Annotated in this window: 15 protein-coding genes and 1 pseudogene; 12 read left to right on the plus strand and 4 right to left on the minus strand. The window is 57.5% G+C overall.

Translation table 11 applies throughout. From position 1 onward, the window contains the following. Positions 1-18 precede the first annotated feature (18 nt). From lysC to RBB82_RS05085, 7 genes are all read left to right on the plus strand, one after another. Complete coding sequence (gene lysC / locus RBB82_RS05055; protein WP_433975343.1) at positions 19-1,422, plus strand: lysine-sensitive aspartokinase 3; 1,404 nt, start codon at positions 19-21, stop codon at positions 1,420-1,422. Between the two features lie 10 nt (positions 1,423-1,432). Beyond that, positions 1,433-2,119, plus strand: a complete 687-nt coding sequence (locus RBB82_RS05060; protein ID WP_433974032.1) for a 4-hydroxy-tetrahydrodipicolinate reductase — start codon at positions 1,433-1,435, stop codon at positions 2,117-2,119. Between the two features lie 17 nt (positions 2,120-2,136). After that, positions 2,137-3,405, plus strand: a complete 1,269-nt coding sequence (locus tag RBB82_RS05065) for an aminopeptidase (RefSeq protein ID WP_433974033.1) — start codon at positions 2,137-2,139, stop codon at positions 3,403-3,405. 315 nt (positions 3,406-3,720) lie between these two features. Continuing rightward, positions 3,721-4,965: a pyridoxal phosphate-dependent aminotransferase gene (locus RBB82_RS05070; protein ID WP_433974034.1), complete on the plus strand. Its 1,245-nt coding sequence runs from the start codon at positions 3,721-3,723 to the stop codon at positions 4,963-4,965. 122 nt (positions 4,966-5,087) lie between these two features. Then, positions 5,088-6,008, plus strand: coding sequence for a 4-hydroxy-tetrahydrodipicolinate synthase (dapA, locus tag RBB82_RS05075; RefSeq protein ID WP_433974035.1), 921 nt, complete (start codon positions 5,088-5,090; stop codon positions 6,006-6,008). Between the two features lie 230 nt (positions 6,009-6,238). Continuing rightward, positions 6,239-6,610, plus strand: coding sequence for a hypothetical protein (locus RBB82_RS05080; RefSeq protein WP_433974036.1), 372 nt, complete (start codon positions 6,239-6,241; stop codon positions 6,608-6,610). A 23-nt stretch (positions 6,611-6,633) separates the two neighbouring features. After that, entirely contained in the window at positions 6,634-7,476 is an 843-nt protein-coding gene (locus tag RBB82_RS05085) for a 2,3,4,5-tetrahydropyridine-2,6-dicarboxylate N-succinyltransferase (protein ID WP_433974037.1), read from the plus strand. A gap of 166 nt (positions 7,477-7,642) precedes the next feature. Here the strand turns inward: RBB82_RS05085 and RBB82_RS05090 are convergent, their stop codons facing one another. Beyond that, positions 7,643-9,028, minus strand: a complete 1,386-nt coding sequence (locus RBB82_RS05090) for a dihydrolipoyl dehydrogenase family protein (protein WP_433974038.1) — start codon at positions 9,026-9,028, stop codon at positions 7,643-7,645. Positions 9,029-9,289: 261 nt separating this feature from the next. Here RBB82_RS05090 and RBB82_RS05095 point away from each other — a divergent pair. From RBB82_RS05095 to RBB82_RS05105, 3 genes and pseudogenes are all read left to right on the plus strand, one after another. Then, positions 9,290-9,610, plus strand: a pseudogene (locus RBB82_RS05095) (alpha/beta fold hydrolase); the annotation flags it as partial. Positions 9,611-9,732: 122 nt separating this feature from the next. Next, complete coding sequence (gene rpiA, locus RBB82_RS05100; protein WP_433974039.1) at positions 9,733-10,443, plus strand: ribose 5-phosphate isomerase A; 711 nt, start codon at positions 9,733-9,735, stop codon at positions 10,441-10,443. A gap of 82 nt (positions 10,444-10,525) precedes the next feature. Next, positions 10,526-12,190: a ribonuclease J gene (locus RBB82_RS05105; protein ID WP_433974040.1), complete on the plus strand. Its 1,665-nt coding sequence runs from the start codon at positions 10,526-10,528 to the stop codon at positions 12,188-12,190. Positions 12,191-12,243: 53 nt separating this feature from the next. Here the strand turns inward: RBB82_RS05105 and RBB82_RS05110 are convergent, their stop codons facing one another. Next, on the minus strand, positions 12,244-13,455 hold the full coding sequence (locus tag RBB82_RS05110; protein WP_433974041.1) for a hypothetical protein: 1,212 nt from the start codon (positions 13,453-13,455) through the stop codon (positions 12,244-12,246). 225 nt (positions 13,456-13,680) lie between these two features. Here RBB82_RS05110 and RBB82_RS05115 point away from each other — a divergent pair, with 225 nt between their 5' ends. Both RBB82_RS05115 and RBB82_RS05120 read left to right on the plus strand, forming a co-directional pair. Beyond that, entirely contained in the window at positions 13,681-15,837 is a 2,157-nt protein-coding gene (locus RBB82_RS05115; protein WP_433974042.1) for a patatin-like phospholipase family protein, read from the plus strand. Between the two features lie 377 nt (positions 15,838-16,214). Then, positions 16,215-17,240 carry a threonine ammonia-lyase gene (locus RBB82_RS05120; RefSeq protein ID WP_433974043.1) on the plus strand — a complete coding sequence of 342 codons (1,026 nt, stop codon included), beginning with the start codon at positions 16,215-16,217 and terminating at the stop codon, positions 17,238-17,240. A 257-nt stretch (positions 17,241-17,497) separates the two neighbouring features. Here RBB82_RS05120 and RBB82_RS05125 read toward each other — a convergent pair whose 3' ends face one another. Continuing rightward, a complete protein-coding gene (locus tag RBB82_RS05125; RefSeq protein ID WP_433974044.1) occupies positions 17,498-19,303 on the minus strand; it encodes a chloride channel protein in 1,806 nt (601 codons plus the stop codon). 3 nt (positions 19,304-19,306) lie between these two features. Beyond that, on the minus strand, positions 19,307-20,461 hold the full coding sequence (locus tag RBB82_RS05130; protein ID WP_433974045.1) for a tetratricopeptide repeat protein: 1,155 nt from the start codon (positions 20,459-20,461) through the stop codon (positions 19,307-19,309). Between the last annotated feature and the right edge of the window lie 43 nt (positions 20,462-20,504).

Below are 20,504 nucleotides of genomic sequence, written 5' to 3' on the forward strand. Positions count from 1 at the left end.
CGAGAGAAGCTTGTTGTGATGAAGTTTGGCGGCACGTCGGTGGAGGACGCGCAGGCTATGGAGCGAACGGCGGCGATCGTTCGCGGGCGCAGGGAAAAAGGGCTCGAGGCTGTGGTTGTGGTGTCGGCGATGGCGAAGGTGACCGACCTGTTGCTGTCGGCTGCGTCTGCTGCTGGCCGAGGAGATAAGGGCGGGGCGCTGGCGATTGCTGCGCGCCTGCGGCATAGGCACATCGATACTGCTGCGGCGCTGCTGGATGCGGAGCGTGTTGGGCGGGTGCAGCAGATTTTGCATCAGGACTTCGATGCACTGGATGATTTGCTGCGCGGGATTGCTGCGGTAGGTGAGTTGACGCCGCGTACGAATGACCTGGTAGTGAGCTTTGGGGAGCGGCTGTCGAGCAAGATGATGGCTGAGACGCTGGAACAGCGCGGGTTGCAGGGCACGCACGTCGATGCTCGAAGCTGCATTGTGACTGACGCCAGCTATGGCAAGGCAGTGCCACAGGAAGCTGCCATTGAAGCGAAACTAGCGGAGATTGTTCTGCCATTGGTTGAGGCTGGGAAGACGCCGGTCATGGGTGGCTTTATTGGATCGACGGTTGAAGGAGTGACGACGACGCTCGGTCGCGGTGGCAGCGACTTTACGGCTGCGCTTGTTGGCGGGGGGATGCACGCTGGAGCAATCGAGATATGGACGGACGTGAATGGAATTATGACGACCGATCCGCGGATCTGTCCGGATGCGCTGCGGGTGAAGACGATCAGCTTCGAAGAGGCGGCGGAGCTTGCTTACTTCGGCGCGAAGGTTCTGCATCCGGCGACGATTCTGCCTGCGGTGCAGAAGAGCATCCCGGTGTGGGTGCTGAACTCACGCAATGCGGAGAATGAAGGCACGAAGATTACCGCGATGGCCGCGAAGTGCGCGAGTCCGTTCAAGAGTATTGCGGCAAAGAAACGGCTGACGATCATCGATGTGGTGGCGAGCCGGATGCTGATGTCGCATGGATATCTGAAGGCCGTGTTCGATGTCTTCGATAAGTACAAATGCGCTATTGATATGGTGTCGACGAGCGAGGTGAGCATCTCGCTGACGGTGGATAGCAATCAGCAGCTGCCGGAGATCTGCGCGGAGCTGGGCAAGATTGCGGACGTGAAGTTGGAAGGCCATAAGGCGCTGGTGTGCCTGGTGGGAGAGGACATTCGAGGGCATAACGGGATTGCGGGGCAGGTGTTCGGAGCGATTAGTCACATCAATGTGAGGATGATCTCGCAGGGTGCGAGCGAGATCAATATGAGCTTCATGATTGATGAAGAAGATGTGGAAGATGCGGTGCGGAGTCTGCACAGTCACTTCTTCGCGAACCCGGATGAGACGGTGTTCGACGTTGCGAACAGGGTTCAGCTTGAGAGCAAGGCTTAGAAAGGCGTACATGCGGGTTCTGGTTTTGGGGATGGGGAAGACAGGCAAGCTGGTAGCATCGGTTGCGGCGGAGCGCGGGCATAGCGTGAATGTGCTGGATGCCAAGGAGAACGCTGGATCTGCTGCGCTGACGCCGCCGTTTGTTGCAGGGTTCGACGTTGTGATTGACTTCACTACTCCGGAGGCGACGATTCAAAACATGCGGGCGTGCCTGGCGACTGGAGCGAAGATGGTGATTGGGACGACGGGCTGGTACGACAAGCTTGCGGATATGAAGTCGCTGGCGGAGCGCAAGCAGGCTGGCCTGCTGTATGGGACGAACTTTTCAGTCAGCGTGCAGGTGATGTTGAAGATGGCGGCAGTGATGGGAAGTGAGCTGAAGAAGGCAGGGTATGCGTTTTCGATTGCGGAGACGCATCATGCGAGCAAACTGGATTCCCCCTCGGGGACTGCGATCACTCTGGCGAAGATCGTTGAAGCTGCCGCGGGCGTGACCTCTGTGCCGGTTGAGGCGAAGCGTGAAGGGGACGTGATGGGGTTGCACTCGCTGACTGCTGCGAGCGATGCGGACCGCGTTGTGCTGACGCATGAGGCGTTTTCGCGGCGTGGATTTGCCGAGGGCGCGGTAAGAGCCGCAGAGTGGTTGTCGTCGCGTACTGGCTGCTACGACTTCCAGAGTGTCTACACTGAAATTTAGTTTTGCGAGGGTGATTTATGAGTGTGATGGAGATGGCGACGAAGACGAAGTTTGCGAATCTGACGTTTGAAGAGAAGCTGGATCGTCTGGCTGAAGTTGCGGTGAAGGTGGGGCTGGGGCTGCGTGCGGGGCAGGAATTGATCATGTCGGCTCCCATGGAGGCACTGCCGCTGGTGCGCCGGATTACCGAGCACGCTTACAAGGCAGGGGCGCTCCTGGTGACGACGTTCTACGCCGATGATCCTACGGTGTTGGCGCGGTACGAGTTTGCGCAGGATGCGAGCTTCGACTATGCGCCGAAGTGGTTGCAGGATGGGATTGCTGATGGGTTTCGAAGTGGCGCGGCGCGGCTCGCGATTGCAGGAGCGAATCCGGCGCTGCTGGCAAAGCAGGATCCAGCGAAGGTGGCTCGAGCTAACGTAGCCGCATCGAAGGCAGGTAAGCCCGCGATGGAGTTGATCACGCGGCATGAGATCAACTGGACGATTGTGGCGTGTGCGACACCGGAGTGGGCGAAGCTGGTGTTTCCGGGCGAGCCTGAAGATGTCGCAGTCGCGAAGTTGTGGGACGCGATCTTTGTGTCTTCGCGAGTGGCCGTGGATGACCCGGTGCTGGAGTGGCAGGAGCATGGTGCGCGGCTGAAGAAGCGTATGGATATGTTGAATGCGAAGCGGTTTTATGCGCTGCACTTCAAGGGGCCGGGAACGGATCTGACCGTGGGATTGGCGGACGAACATCTTTGGGCCGGTGGCGGGACGACAGCTGGGAATGGCGTTTATTGTCAGCCTAATATTCCGACGGAGGAGTGCTTTACGACTCCGCATAAGGACCGCGTGAATGGGACGGTGCAGGCTTCGAAGCCGCTGTCGCACCAAGGGACGCTGATTGAGAACATCGCTGTTCGGTTTGAGAGTGGCAGGATCGTCGAAGCTACTGCTACGGCGGGCGAGGATGTTCTGAATAGGCTGATCAGTACGGATGACGGGGCCCGAAGACTGGGCGAGGTTGCGCTGGTGCCGCACTCATCGCCGATTGCACAGAGTGGCGTTTTGTTCTGGAATACGCTGTTCGATGAGAATGCGGCGAGCCATATTGCGCTGGGGCAGGCTTATTCGACTTGTTTGATTGGCGGCGAGAAGATGGACGCGGAACAGCTGGCGGCGCTGGGTGCGAATGCGAGCTTGATTCACGTCGACTGGATGATCGGGTCTGGCGAGATGGATGTGGATGGCGTGGCTTCGGACGGGTCGGTTGAGCCATTGATGCGCAAGGGAGAGTGGGTCTAACCGCGACGCTGCCTGGAGGTTGATTCATCAACGCTTCGGGTCGCATCACGCTTGCTTCTTAGGAAAAGCCGCTCTGTTAGCGGCTTTTCCACTTCGGGCGAGAGAATTTCTCTGGTGTTCACTAAAGATTCGCAGTACATTTGAACTCAATCGGGCCACGCCCGTCTTCACATTCAGGTTCTCAAAAAGAATAGCTACTGCAATGCGCCTTGTTTTGCGGGAGATCTGTAGCTGGTCTTCCGGTCTTCAGTTGGTGTCTTCCTTCTGTCGTCGTGGTGTCGCATCCCTACAATTTCTTTTCAAGGAGAACCCTCTATGAACTCCGATATGACGCAAGGCGTTTCGCGTAGATCGTTTATGCGCCTTCTTGGTGCGGCCTCGGCCGCTGCCACTTCATTGCCAGCGTTGGCTGCGATGCAGCAGGCGGCTGCACCTGCACAGCCTGTGAAGCGTCGTATGCGCGGGATGCAGGACCTCCCGCCGGATACGGTCATCATCAGCGCGAATGAAAATCCTCTGGGGCCGGCTCAGTCCGCGCTAACGGCGATATGTAGCACGGCCGCGCAGGGCGGCCGCTATCATGAGGACGAATACGTGAAGACGATTGCCGTCTTCAATGAGCAGTTTGGGTTGAAGAACGACTACTCAGCGCTTTACCCCGGTTCGAGCGGGCCGCTGGATCTGGCGTTGATGTCGAACATTGGGCCGGATAAGCCGCTGGTCTACGGCGATCCGAGCTATGAGCAGGGGCCGCGCGCGGCTGACATCATGAAGGCCGCGAAGTATCCGGTGCCGTTGACTGCGACCTATGCGTATGACGTGAAGGCGATGCTGAAGGCGCATCCTTCACCGGGCGCGTATTACATTGTGAATCCGAATAATCCGACTGGGACGGTGACGCCCAAGGCGGACATTGTCTGGCTGGTGAATAACAAGCCGAAGGGTTCGGTTGTGATCATCGATGAGGCTTACACTCACTTCTCCGATAATGAGTCGTGTATCGATCTGGTGGCGCAGGATAAAGATGTGATCGTGATGCGGACGTTCTCGAAGATCTATGGGATGGCCGGTCTGCGGGCGGGTTTTTCGGTGGCGAGGCCGGACCTGCTTGAGCGATTTAACGTCGTGGGTGGGCCAAGCCAGAGCCTGGCGAGCGTCTCGATTACGACTGCTGCCGCTGCGCGTGCAAGTTTGCTGGATAAAGATCTGGTGCCGTTGCGGAAGAAGATCAATGCGGACATTCGGACGGATACGCTGGAGTTTTTGACCAAGCATGGGTACAAGATCATTCCGGGGTCGCAGGGCAATATGTTCATGGTGGATGTGAAGCGTCCGGGGAAGGAGTTCCAGGCGACGATGTTGAAGGAGAACGTTGCAGTGGGACGTACGTGGGCTGCACTGCCGAATTATGTGCGGGTTACGGTGGGGACGAAGGCTGAGATGGAGAAGTTCCAGACGGCGTTTGTGAAGTGCATGGATATGCCCCCAGGGGCTGCGCATGGAGCGGCGGCACTGCATATGCCGGAGTTTCATGTGCCCTCGGAGATGTATCGCGGTTAGTTGTCGCGGAGCGAATTTTGAGGCTCTGGCGAGAGATCGCCAGGGCCTCTTTTGATTTGCAGGGCAGGAAGATTGAGCGCTTATGAAATCTACACTCCCAACGCGGTAAACTTGCATTCATTATGGAATTGATGGGTTGTGGAACGGCGCTGGTGACTCCCTTTCGCAGGGACGGCAGTGTGGATGAGCCTGCGCTGCATGCGCTGGTGACGTGGCAGGTCGAGAGTGGAATCGATTTTCTTGTGCCGTGCGGGACGACTGGTGAAGCCTCGACGCTGAGTGAGGTGGAGTGGCTGCGAGCGATTGAGGTCGTGGTGGCCGCGGCAGCGGGACGGGTCCCGGTGTTTGCAGGGTGCACGCACAACTCGACGCAGGAGGTTGTGGCGCGAGTGGAGAAGGTGTCGCAGGTGCACGGATTGACTGGCGTTTTGTCGGCGAATCCGTACTACAACCGGCCTGGGCAGGAGGGGCAGTATCAGCACTTCAAGGCGATTGCCGAGGCGACGGCCCTGCCGGTACTGCTTTACAACATTCCTTCGCGGACGGGTGCGAACCTTGAACCTGCGACCGTGGTGCGACTGGCCGAGTTGAAGAATGTGATCGGGGTGAAGGAGTCGAGCGGGAATATCGCGCAGATTACAGAGTTGCTGACGACTGCACCGCGGAGCTTTAAAGTTTTTGCCGGAGATGATGGATTGGCGCTTCCGGTGGTGGCTTTGGGTGGGGCGGGATTGATTTCCGTCGCTTCCAATGTACTTCCCGGGCAGATGGCGCGGATGGTGCGAGCTGCACTCGAGAACGATTGGGTGGATGCACGGCGGATCAATCGGCAGTTCTTCCGGCTGATGCAGGCGCACTTCTGGGAGGCGAGTCCTGCTCCGGTGAAGGCGGTGCTGCATATGCTGGGACGCGGTGAGGATGTGCTGCGGTTGCCGATGGTGCCGGTGTCCGAGGCGACTCGGAGAAGATTGGAACGCATGGTGGGCGAGTTGGGGATGCTGGTAGGGGTGCCAGCTACGGGCGAAGATCTGAGGATGTTTTGAGGAGAGAGAGACCTCGTCAACTAAGAGTCTGGCTATTTGCGTCGGCAATTTGCTGCGCAATCTCTTTGCACGCGCAAGAGAAAGATCTTTGGCGTAGTTTTCACTTCGAAGATCTTCAAACAAAGACGAATACGGCTTCCTTGCAAAGGAACCAGATTGGTTCGATCCGAAGCCTTCTGCGAACTCAGATAAAGGGAGATGACTGGTGTGATGCTGAGGGCATGGAGGAAGTGCTCAAGGGAATAACCTTCGACGAAGTGCCGTTGAAGGAAAACGCACGTGTAGTGAAGGCGACTGCCGGGGTGGGGTGCGAGCGCGGTGGCCAAGGCGCGAACGGTGGGATGTGGCTCTTTCAGATTGATGGGAAGAAAGTTCAATTCCTCGGCACATTGAGCGGATGGGGAATGGCTATTCAGCCGACAGAGGTAAGCGGATTTCATGACTTTGTGACGGGATGGCATGTGTCAGGGCGTGAGACTGGTCTTAGCTACTGTCGCTTTGATGGCAAAATCTATAAGTCGATTCGTGGAACGTCCGCCTTCGGGGACGATAATGGCGTGTGGCGTTTAGAGACGCATGAGAAAAGTGCCCCGAATCAGTAACTACACAACAATTGGAGAGAAGATTGAAGACGTTAGAAACAGCGATTGAGTATTGGTTTGCGCAGGGTGCGGCGGCGGCTGGGAATGCTGAGGCAGAGGCGGTTTTTTTTGAGTTGCGGGGAAAGCTCGAGTCCGGTGAGCTGCGTGCTGCGGAGCCGGATGCTTCGCAGCCGCTGGGCTGGCGTGTGAATGCGTGGGTTAAGCGTGGGATTCTGCTGGGGTTTCGCATTGGAACCATGACGGAGATGGGTGGGGAGACACTGCGTTTTATTGATAAACATACGTTTCCGGTGAGGAAGTTTGTCGTGGCGGATGGCGTTCGCGTGGTGCCGGGTGGGGTGAGCGTGCGGAGTGGCGCTTATGTCGCTAAGGGTGTTGCTGTGATTCCGCCTGCGTACGTCAATGTGGGCGCTTATGTGGATGAGGGGACGATGGTGGATTCGCATGCGCTGGTGGGGAGTTGTGCGCAGGTGGGTCGGCGGGTGCATCTGAGTGCGGCGGCGCAGATTGGCGGGGTGTTGGAGCCGGTGAATGCTTCGCCTGTGATTATCGAGGATGATTGTTTGATTGGCGGGAATACTGGGGTTTATGAGGGGACTGTGGTGCGGAAGCGCGCTGTGCTGGCGGCCGGGACAGTGTTGACGCGGGGGACGCCGGTGTATGACCTCGTGAAAGGCGAGATTTATAAGGCTACGGCGGAGATGCCGCTCGTGATTCCTGAGGGGGCGGTGGTTGTGCCTGGGTCTCGGGCGGTTTCTAAGGGTAAGGGCGCGGAGTGGGGATTGAGTTTGGCGGCTCCGGTGATCGTTAAATATCGGGATGAGAAAACTGAGCTTTCCTTGGTGTTAGAGGATATTTTGCGCTAGTTTTATTTTTCACCCTCCATTTGTCCTCCTGTGGAGGCTTGTGTCCTGCCGGACGGGCCCACTGCGCGTGGGGCGGCCACTTCGTGGCTTGTATACCTTTTCTCGGTAACTTATCTGCTGTGGCCCTCCCGTTGGTCGGGACGGGCTACCGCTGCGCGCTCTTTGTCTATGCTGTCTTTTTCGGGACGGCGTTGAAGAGGTTGAGGAAGCCCTCTGAGAGAGTGGGGTGAGTGAGGATAATGTTGTGGACCGCTGAGTAAGGCATGTTTGCGGTCATGGCTAGCTGGATGACAGGGAGGAGTTCGCCGGTGCCGGGGCCGATGGCGGTGAAGCCGAGGATCTGATCGTCGGGGGCGATGAGGACCTTCATGAAGCCACGGGTCTCGTCCAGGGTGCGGCTGCGAAGGGCGGCGGCCATGGGGATCTTGCCGAGGCGGTAGGTAGTTCCCTGCTTCTTTGCTTCGTTTTCGGTGAGGCCGACGTGGGCGATCTCTGGGTCGGTGAAGGTGACGGAGGGGATTTGGCGGTCTTTCTTGCTGCGATTGGCTCCTGCGAGATTGTCGCGGATGATGCGGAAGTCGTCGTAGGAGGCGTGGGTGAAGTGGGGGGAGCCGGCGCAGTCCCCGATGGCCCAGACGCCGGGGGCGGTGGTTTCAAGGCGGTCGTTGACCTGGAAGTGGCCGGCGGGGGTGGTTTTGATGCCGACGGTGTCGAGGCCCATGTTTTGTGTATTGGGCATGCGGCCGGTAGCTACGAGGATGTGTGAGCCTTCTAGACGGGCTCCGTCACTGAGATGAACGATGACGGATTTGCCGGAGGTGCCTTCGACGCGGGTGACGTTGGCGTTGGTGACAATGTCGATGCCCTCGTCCTTGAAGAGTTGCTGGACGAGTTCGATCACGTCGGGGTCTTCGCGATGAACGAGAGAGGGGTTGCGTTCGATGATGGTGACGTTGGCACCGAAGCGGCGCATGGCCTGGGCGAACTCGAGACCGATGAAGCCGCCACCGAGGATGAGGAGGTGTTTGGGGAGGGTGGTGAGTTCGAGGACTTCGATGTGAGTGAGAGGGGCGGATTCGGCGAGACCGGGGATGGGGTCGATGGTGGCGCGGGAGCCAGTGTCTAGGAAGATGTAGTCGGAGCGGAGGGTGCGGGTGCCCCCGGCGTTAAGGGCGACTTCGATGGTCTTGTCGGCGATGAATCGGCCGAAGCCCATGACGATCTCGGCGTGTGACTTTGCGTAGTTGGCGAGGTGCATTTCACGGAGGCCGTCGATCATGCGCTGGCGGCGGGCGCTGACGGCTTCCATGTCAACGTGCCATTTGCCGTGGACGATGCCGAACTCTGCGCCACGCTGGAAGAAGGAGGCGACCTTGGCGGAGTGAATGACGTTCTTGCTGGGAAGACAAGCGATGTTTGGGCAGGCTCCCCCGATGCGCTTGTCTTCGACGTTGGCGACCTTCTTGCCCTGGGAGCCTAGGTGCCACGCTAGGTATTTGCCGCCTTCTCCGCTGCCGATGACGATAGCGTCGTACTGTTCTGGGGTGGACATGGTGATCTCTTTCTAATAGAAGTTTGATTAATCGCGGCGTTACTCAGATGCGACGGCGATTGCGGATGGCTCACGTTATGCCGCTTGCCAGATATTTATTTTTTTCTTCGATGAGTGCTCTAGTACCAACAGGCGTTGCGCCTAATTGTTTCTGGTGTTCCGAACATACCCGAGTGTATGACCAGCTTATTGCCGGGCTCCCATATCACCTGTGCAGTTTTCAATTGACGAGTGAAGGGTGGCCTGCAATGATCCCCCCGACGTCCGGGCGCCGTTGTCTCGGAGGGGATTCGAGAAAACTGGTGGCGGCAGGGCATGATGGGTGGCATCAAGGCTCAATATGACTGTGTCAAGGCACTCTCTGAAAGCGAGTTCTACGACGATCTGAAGGTGATCGACGTTCCGGTGCTGGTGATGCATGGGGAGGACGATCAGATCTGCCCCTTTCCCACTACTGGGGCAAGGTCGGTCAAGCTTTTGAAGCACGGCACGCTGAAATCCTACCCTGGCTTACCGCATGGGATGCCGACCACGCATGCAGACCAGATCAATGCTGACCTGCTGGAGTTCATAAAGTCGTAGATGGAAGCTGCTCGGCGAGTCAGAGGCGCTTCTTCCTTTGGTTCGCCGAGTAGCTAACCCGACGTCTGTGGCCCATGGGCGATACAGTGCAGAATTTTTCTTCACGTGATATCAAAGATGGCATGACAAACATTTCGCAGACCGATCCGGCCGTAGATGCTAAGCGCAGAGCTGCAGTTTGGGCTGCGTCGCAGATTGAAGATGGAATGAAGGTGGGGCTGGGCTCAGGCTCGACTTCGGCGCTGGTGATTGAAGAGGTTGGGCGGCGCGTTGCGGAGGGTCTGAAGATTACAGCGATTGCGACCTCTGAGGCTTCGCAGAAGCAGGCGCTGGAGTTGAAGATTCCGATGAGCGACTTTGCCCATCTGTCGAAGCTCGATCTGACGATCGATGGCGCGGACGAGGTGCAGGAAGGGACGCTGTACCTCATCAAAGGGCATGGCGGGGCGCTGCTGCGAGAAAAGATCGTGGCAACGGCGAGCAAGAAGCTTTTGATTGCGGTGGATCCGCGAAAGCTGGTGAAGACTCTGGGGTCGGTCTTTGCGCTGCCGGTCGAGATTGTGCCGTTTGGCTTCGAGACGACGATGACCCGGCTGCGGGACCTGGGTTTTGCCCCTGAGCTGCGTTTGAAAGATGATGGCAAACCTTATGTGACGGATGGGCAGCACTACATCGCTCACTGCGCACTGCCGCAGGTAGGGTTTGATGCGATGGAGGCTGCGGAGAAGTTGAAGGCAACATTGGGAGTTGTGGAGCATGGACTGTTTCTGGGGATGGCTAGCCGCGTGGTGATCGGTGGGCCGGAGGGGATTCAGGTTTTGGAGGCGCGGTAGGACGCCTAGCTTCCACAATAACTTCGCCGTGTTTGGGTGCAAACACGGACGATTGAGCTTGCGATGGTAAGCTTAAGTATTGATGGCACAAGATAAACTGAAGATGATACCGCTGGGGGGCCTCGGCGAGTTTGGAATGAATTGTATGGCCCTCCGCTGGCAGGATGACATTGTCGTCATTGATGCCGGTTTGATGTTTCCTGAAGAAGAGTTGCTGGGTGTGGACATCGTTGTCCCGGATATCAGCTATTTGACTGAAAACCGCGAGAAGGTTCGCGCGATCCTTTTGACCCATGGACATGAAGACCACATCGGCGGACTGCCGTGGATTCTGTCTGAGCTGAATGTTCCGGTGTATGGGACGGAGTTCACGCTGGCGCTGGTTGAGGGCAAGCTGGAAGAGCACCGGCTGCTCGATGATGCAGATCTGAACGAGATGATTCCCGGCAAGCGGCTGACGCTGGGGCCTTTTTCGATCATGCCGATTCGCGTGACGCACTCGCTGGTGGACTGCGTGGCGCTGGCGATTCATACGCCGGTGGGTGTGGTGCTGCATACGGGCGACTTCAAGATTGACTTGTCGCCGCCGGATAACAAGCCGTTCGATCTGCATGCGTTCGCGGAGCTGGGCAAGCAGGGTGTGCTCGCGCTGCTGCAAGACTCGACCAACGTGGACCGCAACGGGTACACGCCGAGTGAGCGTGCGGTGCGACCGAAGCTGGACGAGATCTTTGGACAGACGAAGAAGAAGCTCTTCTTCAGTTGCTTCTCTTCTTCAATTCACCGGATTCGGCTGGCGATGGAGTTGGCACATACCCATGGACGCAAGGTTGCAATTATTGGGCGGTCGCTGGATAACACGACCGAGATTGCGCAGGACCTTGGGTATCTGGATCTGCCGCAGGGATTGGTGATCAACCCGGGCCAGATTCGGGATTTTCCTGCGAATAAGTTGCTGATCATGATCAGCGGGACGCAGGGCGAGCCGATGAGCGCGCTGAGCCGAGCTGCCGTGAATAATCATAAGTTCGCGCATATCGATGCTGGGGATACTGTGCTGCTGAGTTCGCGAGTGATTCCGGGGAACGAGAAGTCGATCTACCGGATGATCGATCACCTGGAGCGGCGCGATGCGAAGGTGATTCATGATGATGGACAGTCTGGACTGATCCACGTCAGCGGGCATGGGAGTCAGGAGGAGTTGAGGTTGATGATCAACCTCGTTCGTCCGAAGTTCTTTATTCCGGTGCACGGAGACTATCGCCACCTGAAGCGTCATGCAGAGCTGGCGGGGTCGATGGGCGTGGTCGATAAGACGATTCTGCTGGAGGACGGCGACGTTCTGGAGCTGGATAAGGACTCGGCTACGAAGACGGGCAAGATCACGGTAGGCCGGGTTTGCATCGATTCAGGTGGGACCTCGACGGATGTTGTGGAAGATATCGTTATTCGCGATCGGAAGCACTTGAGCGAAGACGGGATAGTGCTGCCGATCATTCAGATCAACAAGCGCACAGGGCTGGTTGAGAATGCTCCTGAGATTGTGATGCGCGGCATGGCGATTCCTGAAGAGGGCTTGATTGCCGAGGCGCGGCACGTTGTGCAGCGGACGCTGGAGGGGTCTTCGGCGGAAGAGAAGGCAGACTATGGCGTGATCAAGGAGAAGATTCGTAATGATCTGAAGCGGTATATCCAGAAGAGCACGAGCAGGCGGCCTTTGATTATGCCTGTGATTCTGGAGATTTGACGGATTGTTTCTAGATAAGAAAAGCGCTCCTCGCGGAGCGCTTTTTTTATCTCTCAGTTGGACTTTGACGAAGAACTGACAGACGATTTGGACTGGATCTGAGCGGTAACGCCACTCATGTCGCCGTTGATGATAAGGGGCTGCTGCTGCGGGTCGTATTCTCGGATTTTCTTTTCCACGATGTGGAAGGGCGGAAAGGTGCCTGGCGGGTAAGGAACCTCTTCTCGGCTTACATCGCGTGCGTCGGTGACCTTCAAGATGTATTCGCCCTCGGGGACGTAGTAGAAGTGGAACGAGCCGTCGTCTTCGCTGATTTTGGTGGATACCAGCTGGGTGTCGTCGTCGGGATAGACGATGGCGACATTGCCTGCGTTGACAGTGTGGCCGGTCTTGGTTGCGAGCAGGCTGCCAGAGACAGAGTGCAGCTTTGAAAGAGGAATTGTGATGTCTGCTGAGCTTGACTCTTCTCCTTCGGAGAGCTTGATGGAGGTTGCATCGCGCCTGCGAAAGCTATCGCCGGAGTAGAGGTCAAGGGAGTATTTGGTTTCGTTCGCTGTGCCGCCTTCTTCGCTATAGACTTGACTCGTGAGAATGTTGACGAGCGCAAGTGATGTTTGGACCAGGTATTCACCCGCAGGCAGACCGCTGACGCGATAGTGACCTTGGTCGTCGGTGGGCATCCCTCCAAACGGACCTGCAATTAATTTGGTACGAAACGAGACCCACTTGCCTTTTTTGTCTTTGCTCAAAAGACCGACGGCAGCGTTTGCATCCGGAGTGCCGTCATCGAAGCGAATGGTGCCCGAGATAGCAGCGCCCTTCAAGATGCGTACCTCTGCAGTCGAGGTCCGGTTTGCCACCACCGTTACGGGTGTGAGTAGTTTGGCGATGAGATCTGCTGTCTCAGGTTTCGGATGATCTAGGTCTTCGCGCGAGATCAAGGCAAAGGGAGAGAGATAGCCAGGTTTTTCGACGAAGATATAGTAGTCGCCTGGGGCCACGTCAGGAATTGTAAAACTGCCATCAAGAAATGTCGCAGATAAGGCATAGCGTGTCTGGGCTGGCTGTTCGCCGTTGTGCCCCTTTACTGGATGGGATCTGTCGACGACCGGCTGAAGGACGACGTGGGCGTTGCGTGCGGGAAGATTGGTGTCTGCACAGATAACACGGCCGGTGACGATACCGACGCCAGAGGGTTCTACCGATTGCGCAAAACCGAAGACAGAGAAACAGAGAGCAATGACAAAGACGCGTCCGAGGAACATGCGATCTCCGAAGTAAGCGCAGTATATCCTGCAGGTCCTTGACTCAGCGAAACGTGATTAGGCTTGTGATTCTGGGAGCTTGAAACCACGTTGGAAGGAATGCAAGCCACCATAGAATGAAGAGACGAACTTAGGGCGGTGCAGTTTATGGTTTTTCTTAGCTCGGCTATCACCACTCGAGCGATCTCTCGTTTTTTTAGAATTTCCTCATTGCTAACAGTGTTGATGACAGCGGATTGCGAGGCGCAGAAGCCAGTGATCGTGCCGCCGTCGCGGCCCACGGTAGCGCTGGTGCTTGAAGGCGGCGGGGCGCTGGGGTTTGCACATATCGGCGTGATCGAGTGGATGGAAGCGCACCATATCCCGGTGGATTACGTGGCTGGAACCAGCATGGGCGGCCTGGTGGGTGGGTTGTATGCGTCTGGAAACAATGCGCAGGAGATTTCGACGTTTATGGGCGGGATCAACTGGCCTGCAGTGTTGAGCGGGCAGTTGCCGTTTCAGGCGTTGAGCTATCGACGCAAGGAGGACAAGCTTGCGTTTCCCAATCGGCTGGAGTTTGGATTGAAGCATGGGTTGAGTCTGCCGAGCGGGTTGAACTCCGGCTCTGCGGTGGGTCTGCTGCTGGATCGAACGATGCTGCCGTACTACGACCTGAAGAATTTTGATGATCTGCCGATTCCCTTCCGCTGTGTGGCCACCGATCTTACGACGGGACAGGAACACGTGTTCAAGGATGGATCGCTGGCGCAGGCGATGCGTTCGACGATGTCGATTCCAGGGGTCTTCGCTCCGGTAGCGCATGGAACGCAGATCTACTCGGATGGCGCCGCGGTGAATAATCTTCCAGTAAGCGTGGCGCGGGCGATGGGCGCGGATATTGTGATTGCGGTGTATCTGGATACGGGACCACTGAATAAGGCGAGCCTTGAGTCGCTGGTGGGTGTGGCAGGCAGGAACGTAGAGATTATGGTTGCGGCCAACGAGCTGAAGAGCATGAAGGACGCGAATATTCTGCTGAAGGCCGATGTGAGCAAGTTCACCTCGAGCGAGTTTGAGAAGAGCGAGGAGATTATTCCGCAGGGTGTGAAGGTCGCAGAGGAGCATGCGGCGGAGTTGGAGAAGTATGCCGTGAACGACGCCGACTGGAAGGCCTATTTGGCGCAGAGAGACGCACGGAGAAGGACAGTTATTCCGGAGCCGCAGTTTATCGATGTCTATGGGTTGAAGGGAACACAGCAGGCTGAAGTTAGAAACGAGTTTACGAAGTACATCGGTAAGCCGGTTGAACCGCAGAAGATCGAGAGCACGATTGCGGATCTGCAGGGGACGGGAACGTACTCGAGCATCAGCTACAACCTGATCGATCAGAAGAATGAGACTGGGCTGCTGGTGCGGCCTCGAATCAAAGACTATGGGCCGCCGTTCCTGCACATCGGGCTGACGCTCTCGTCGAATGATTCAAACGATATTCAGCTTGGATTGGGAGGACGGGCGACGTTCTTCGGACTGGCGGGGCCTGGCTCGGAGGTGCGGCTTGATGCGTCGGTAGGACAGGTGGCTGGGGTGACGGGGGAGTTATATAAACCGCTGGCGGTTGGTAGCCGGTTCTTTGTCGCTCCTCGCTTGTACTACACGCACACGATTACTTCGTTTTATTCGGGGAGCCAGGAGCTGTCGGAGTATACCGAGAATAAGAATGGGCTAGGAGCGGATCTTGGGTATCGGTTCAGCTCGAAGGCTGAGCTTCGTGTAGGCGAGGACTACCAGTGGTACGGAGAGACGCTGCGGATTGGACAGCCGATTGAACAGGTGTTTCAACTGCAGCCCTTTGTCAGCAATGTGCGGTTTCAATATCTAGGGCAGGATACCGTGCAGGTGCCGACGAAGGGGTCGGAGCTACTTACCAAATTCACGTATTTGACGGAGAGGCCAAATGATCCAGGTGGGCTCTCGCAGTGGGATACGAGGATGGCGCACTTTACTCCTGTTGGGGAGAAAGGAATTATCTTTGGGGTCGCGTCGGGTGGGACGAGCTTTGGAGCGACGAACCTAGGGCTCGCTGGATTCTCGCTGGGTGGGCCGTTGCGGTTGAGCGCATATGGCCGCGGGGAGTTGTTGGGGAACGACTATTTTCTGTTTCAGACAGGATATCTGTACCGGCTGGTGAGGTTGAATCCTGTGATTGGTGATTCGATCTATGCCACCGCGTTTTATGAGATTGGTAAGGTGTATGGAGCGGCGGCTGGAACGCCAAGTTTGCCATACGATGGCTCGGTTGCAGTGGTAGTGAAGACGCTGCTTGGACCGTTTTATGGTGGCGGAAGCATCGGGGATAGCGGACATCGTAAGTGGTTCTTTGGATTGGGACGGGTGTTTTAGCGCGAATCCATTTGAAGTCCACCGGACTATCGGGCTTTTTCAGTGGATCGCAACGAGCTCGACTAATTGGGGATAGTCTTGATGGATGTGGAAGATCCTATTCCTGGCAGAAATCATAGTGGTTATCCTGTCACTCATGAACCTGGGCGTTCCTGGATCTTATCGGCTATTTTGGCAATCTGAATGTGTTTATTTAGCGATTGCCGCGTCCCTCGCTCTGCTTTCCGTTTTCCTTGAGAAGCGTGAGACTATCCGAGATGGGCGAGAACCGATACAGCTTTTGAAAAGACCCCAGATTTTGGCTCTGACAATTCCGCTAGGGCTTTGGCTGTTGGGAATCTATTTTCTCGCGATGCATTTCAAGTGAGGTGAGTGCTATGTCAGATCAATTTGTGACGTTGGATGAGATTCGGGCGGCGAAGGAGCGGATTGCCGGGGTTGCGGTGAGGACTCCGCTTTATCGCGTGGAGCGAGCCCGGCTGCGGATGGGTAAGTTTGCGGAGTCAGACTTTGATCTCTATATCAAGGCCGAGAGTGAGCAGCCGATTGGGAGTTTTAAGTTGCGGGGCGCGTACAACATGGTGGCGCAGTTGTCGCCTGAGGCGTTGAAGCGTGGGGTGATTACGTATTCGAGTGGGAACCATGCGCAGGGTGTGGCGTATGCTGCGAGGGCGCTGGGTGCGAAGGCAGTGATCGTGATGCCGGGGAATGCTCCTGAGGTGAAGAAGGCGGCTACGAAGGCGCTGGGCGCGGAGATTGTCGAGGTGGGGCCGGCTTCGTCGGAGAGACGGATGAAGGCGGAGGAGTTGGTGGTGAAGTTTGGGTATGCGATGATTCCGCCGTATGATGCGCCGCAGATTATTGCTGGTCAGGCGACGTGTGGGTTGGAGATCGTCGAGCAACTGCCAGGAGTGGAGCTGGTGATTTCACCGGTGAGCGGAGGTGGGTTGCTAAGTGGGACGGCTACTTCGGTGAAGCTGGCGGCACAGGCTGGGCTGGTTGGTGCGGGAGTGCAGGTGTGGGGCGCGGAGCCTGAGCTCGCGGCGGATGCGAAGGAGAGCTTTTATTCGAAGACGCTGGTGGAGTGGCCGGCGGCTGATACGACTCGGACGATTGGGGATGGATTGCGGACGCAGAGTATGGGGGTATTGAACTTTGCGCATGTGATGAAGTTTGTCGATGGGATTGTGACGGTGTCAGAAGAGGAGATTCTTGCTGCGATGCTCGTGATGCTGAGCGCGACGAAGCTGGTGCCGGAGCCGAGCGGGGCGGTGACGTTGGCGGCGGCGCTGTTTCATGCGGAGGAGTTGCCGAAAGTGAAGAAGGTAGCGGTGATTTTGAGTGGGGGAAATTTGGAGCCGAAGTTGCGCGATCAGTTGGAGGGGGAGTTGGCTGCTCGGTAGTGTCTTTTTCTGAGTGGGATGTATGGCTAGGATAGGAGAGGGTTCGCGCGTGGCGCGAATAACCCACCCTTTGCGATGAGACTGCAAAGGATGGGCCACCCGATCAGCAGATCGGCCAGCAGAATGGGCCGCCCTTCTCTTGTGATGCTTCGAACGAATGTGGGAGTTCTTCCCTTTCGACAAACTCAGGGTCAGAATGACAGAATTTTCTCTCGCCATAAAAGGTTGGAAGTAATTTGTAACTAAATTGTTGCAAATTAATGTTTTTGATAGCGGGTGAGGACGTCTTGGAGGGAGAGTGCGCCTTCGAGGGAGCCGCGCATTGCTCGGTTGGTGATAGGGAGTAGTGGCCAGCGTTGAAAGTGGGGCAGGGCGCTTGCAAGTGGAAGGTCGGGGAACAGTACGGGGGTGCGTTCGTGGCCAAGGTGTTCGGCTAGTGTCATCTCCCACGGGGCGGTTGGTGCGTCGCTGGTGTTAGCCTGCGCTTCTTGTGAATTCGGGATGCCTATCGATGACAGGGATTCCAGCTCTTCCCTTCTTGCTGCGTACCAGAGGCCATCGTGGCACTGGATGAGGAAGACCGGGATGGATTGTGGGTCTTCGAATTGTGCGAGCGACTGCAATGTGTTGGCGATGGTGTCGCTGCCTTGCAGGATCGGGACGGTGACGGGCTGGATGGCGTCTTCGAGGTGGAGGTTGCTCTCTTCGCGGAGCTCCTCCATGGAGGGGAGATAGAGGCCGTCCCGGTGGGTGAACTGCTCGAGGATGGGGACGGGCTGGAGGATGCGGGAGATGAGGTAGGCGATGGTGTTCGCGAGGATGACGGGAAGAACGATGGAGTAATTGCCGCTGACCTCGAGCACCATGAAGACGGAGGTGAGCGGAGCGCGCAGGAATGCGGCGAAGAGGACTCCCATACCGACTAGCGCATACGAGCCAATCGTGCCGGTGAGGTGGGGGAAGTAGATCTTTTCGAAGGTGCCGACTGCTGCGCCTAGCATGGCTCCGATGAAGAGCGTGGGGGCAAACATGCCACCGGGCGTTCCGCTGGAGAAGGAGAGCGTGGTGGCGATGATTTTGAAGAGGGCGAGGATGAGAAGCATGCGCCAGGTGAACTGGGAGTGCATGGCCTGATCGATGGCCTCGTAACCTGCGCCCATAACCTGAGTGAGACCGAAGTAGCCGATGGCTCCGACGATCAGACCTGCGGCTGCGGGCTGGAGAAGCTGCGACCACTGGGGCTGGCTGCGGAGTTTGGGGCGGAGGTAGCTGAGAGATTTTGCGAAGAGGAGAGAGGCGAAGCCGCCGAAGACGCCGAGGGCCGCGTAGGCGAGAAGTTCGCGCGAGTCGCGGAGGTCGACGACGGGAATGCGGAACATCGGCTGCGCTCCCCAGAAGGAGCGGGCGACGACGACACTGGAGATGGCGGAGAGGACGATGGAGCCGAGGACGGCGGCGCTCCATTGGCCGATGACCTCTTCGATGACGAAGAGGATGGCAGAGATGGGGGCGTTGAATGCGGCGGCGAGGCCTGCGGCGGCTCCGATGGGAGCGAAGATGCGGAGCTTCTCTTTCGACATGCCGAAGCGGCGGCTGATGAGTGAGGCGACTCCGGCACCGATCTGGAGGGATGGGTCTTCGGGGCCGAGGGAGTGACCACTGCCGATGGCCAGGGCGGAGAGGAGGAATTTGCCGATGACGGTGCGGAAGGAGATGTAGCCGTTGTGGATGTAGAGCGCGGCTTTCGTCTGGTTGATGCCGCTGCCTCGGACATTCGGGAAGATGTAGCGGGCGAGGAGCGCGATGACGAGGCCGGCGGCGGCGGGGATGAAGAGGAGACGGGGTTGATGTGGGTTTGGCGAGGAGCCGAGGAGAAGAACGCTGAGCCATTCGATGGCCATGCGGAAGGAGACGACGAGAAGGCCGGAGATGACACCGATGAAGATGGAGAGCAGAAGGAAGATGCGCTCTTCGCGACCGGGTGCGATGCGGGAGATCATCTCGTCTTTGAGAATGTCTGGCGCGACGGGTTCGCTTTCAGTGGTGGTGAAAGGATTTTGCATTCGTTATGGTTCCAACGCATTGGGAGTCTGGGCCAGCAGGAGCAAAAGCGCGTCGTCGCCGGTGAGTGTGCCACAAATCTTTGCGGTCTGAATTTCGGTGTCGAAGACGAGGAGCATGGTTGCGTCCTGTTTGGTTGGGTCGTTGAGCAGGTCGGGCCGCGTCAGCGTGACTTCTTTGCTCGTCCATTTTTTTCGGAGATCTTGTAGTGGAGAGGATGTGCTACCGGCCGTTGAGAGCTGGGTGTTGCAGGTGTCGAAGCGCCTTTTAGCAAGGTCACGGGCTTTGAGGATGCGCGCAACTCGTTCGTCGTTCGGCAGCTTCTTCAACGGGGCGATGGCAAGGATGCGCGTTGAGTTTTCGAGCATCTCCTTCTCGCTGGGTGTGATGGGCTCCTGATTTGAGGCATCCGATTTGTGCTCGCGAATGGCTTGCTCCATCATTCGGTGCGCATCTTCGAAGTGGCCGGACTCGTATTCGAGGCGGGCGGTAGCTTCCAGAGCGGTTTGGTTCTTGGGATCTTGCGCAAGGGCCTTCTGGTAGTAGGTCAGGGCGTCGCGGGGAGCGTTCGCCTGCTCAAGAAGCGGAGCGAGGGTAAGGGCAATGGCCGTGTCGTCCGGGGCGTTGCCGCCGGCGATGAGCAACTCCGTCCGGGCACTGCTGAGGTTGTGTTGGGCGAGGAGGTATCGGGACAGCTCGAGACGGACTTCGCGTCGACGCACCGTGCCGTCACCCTCCCAGGTGCCGTAGATGGAGGCGCGGTAGTAGTTGACGGCGGTCTGCGTGTCGTTCTTCTTTGCAGCGAGGCGGGCGAGGTTGCGATTGATGAGGCCGCTGCCGGGTTCCGTCTCCCAAAGGCCGAGATAGTAGTTGTAGGATTCGTCGGTGTGGCCAGCGTCGCCGAGTGCCTGGGCGAGGAGAAGCTCGCAGTCACGGCGGCCGGGCGCGTACAACAGGGCTGTTCGCAGGGCTACGATAGCTTGATCTGGGTTGCCCGCGTTGAGAGATGTCTGACCTCGGGCGGACCAGCGCTGTGCAAGTTCCTGGCGGTGGGAGGCGAAGGAGCGAAAGAGAAACAGAGTGATGAGAAACAGAACCACTGTTACGAGCAAAAGACTCAGGAAGGTGAGGGAGTCGCGAAGGATCAGCCTTCGCTTCATGCTCGAAAATTCTTCTGTTTGCACTGTCATAATGCGGTCAAGA

Origin of the sequence: Tunturiibacter lichenicola (genome assembly GCF_051013355.1) — a bacterium.
Taxonomy (GTDB): Bacteria; Acidobacteriota; Terriglobia; order Terriglobales; family Acidobacteriaceae; genus Edaphobacter; species Edaphobacter lichenicola_F.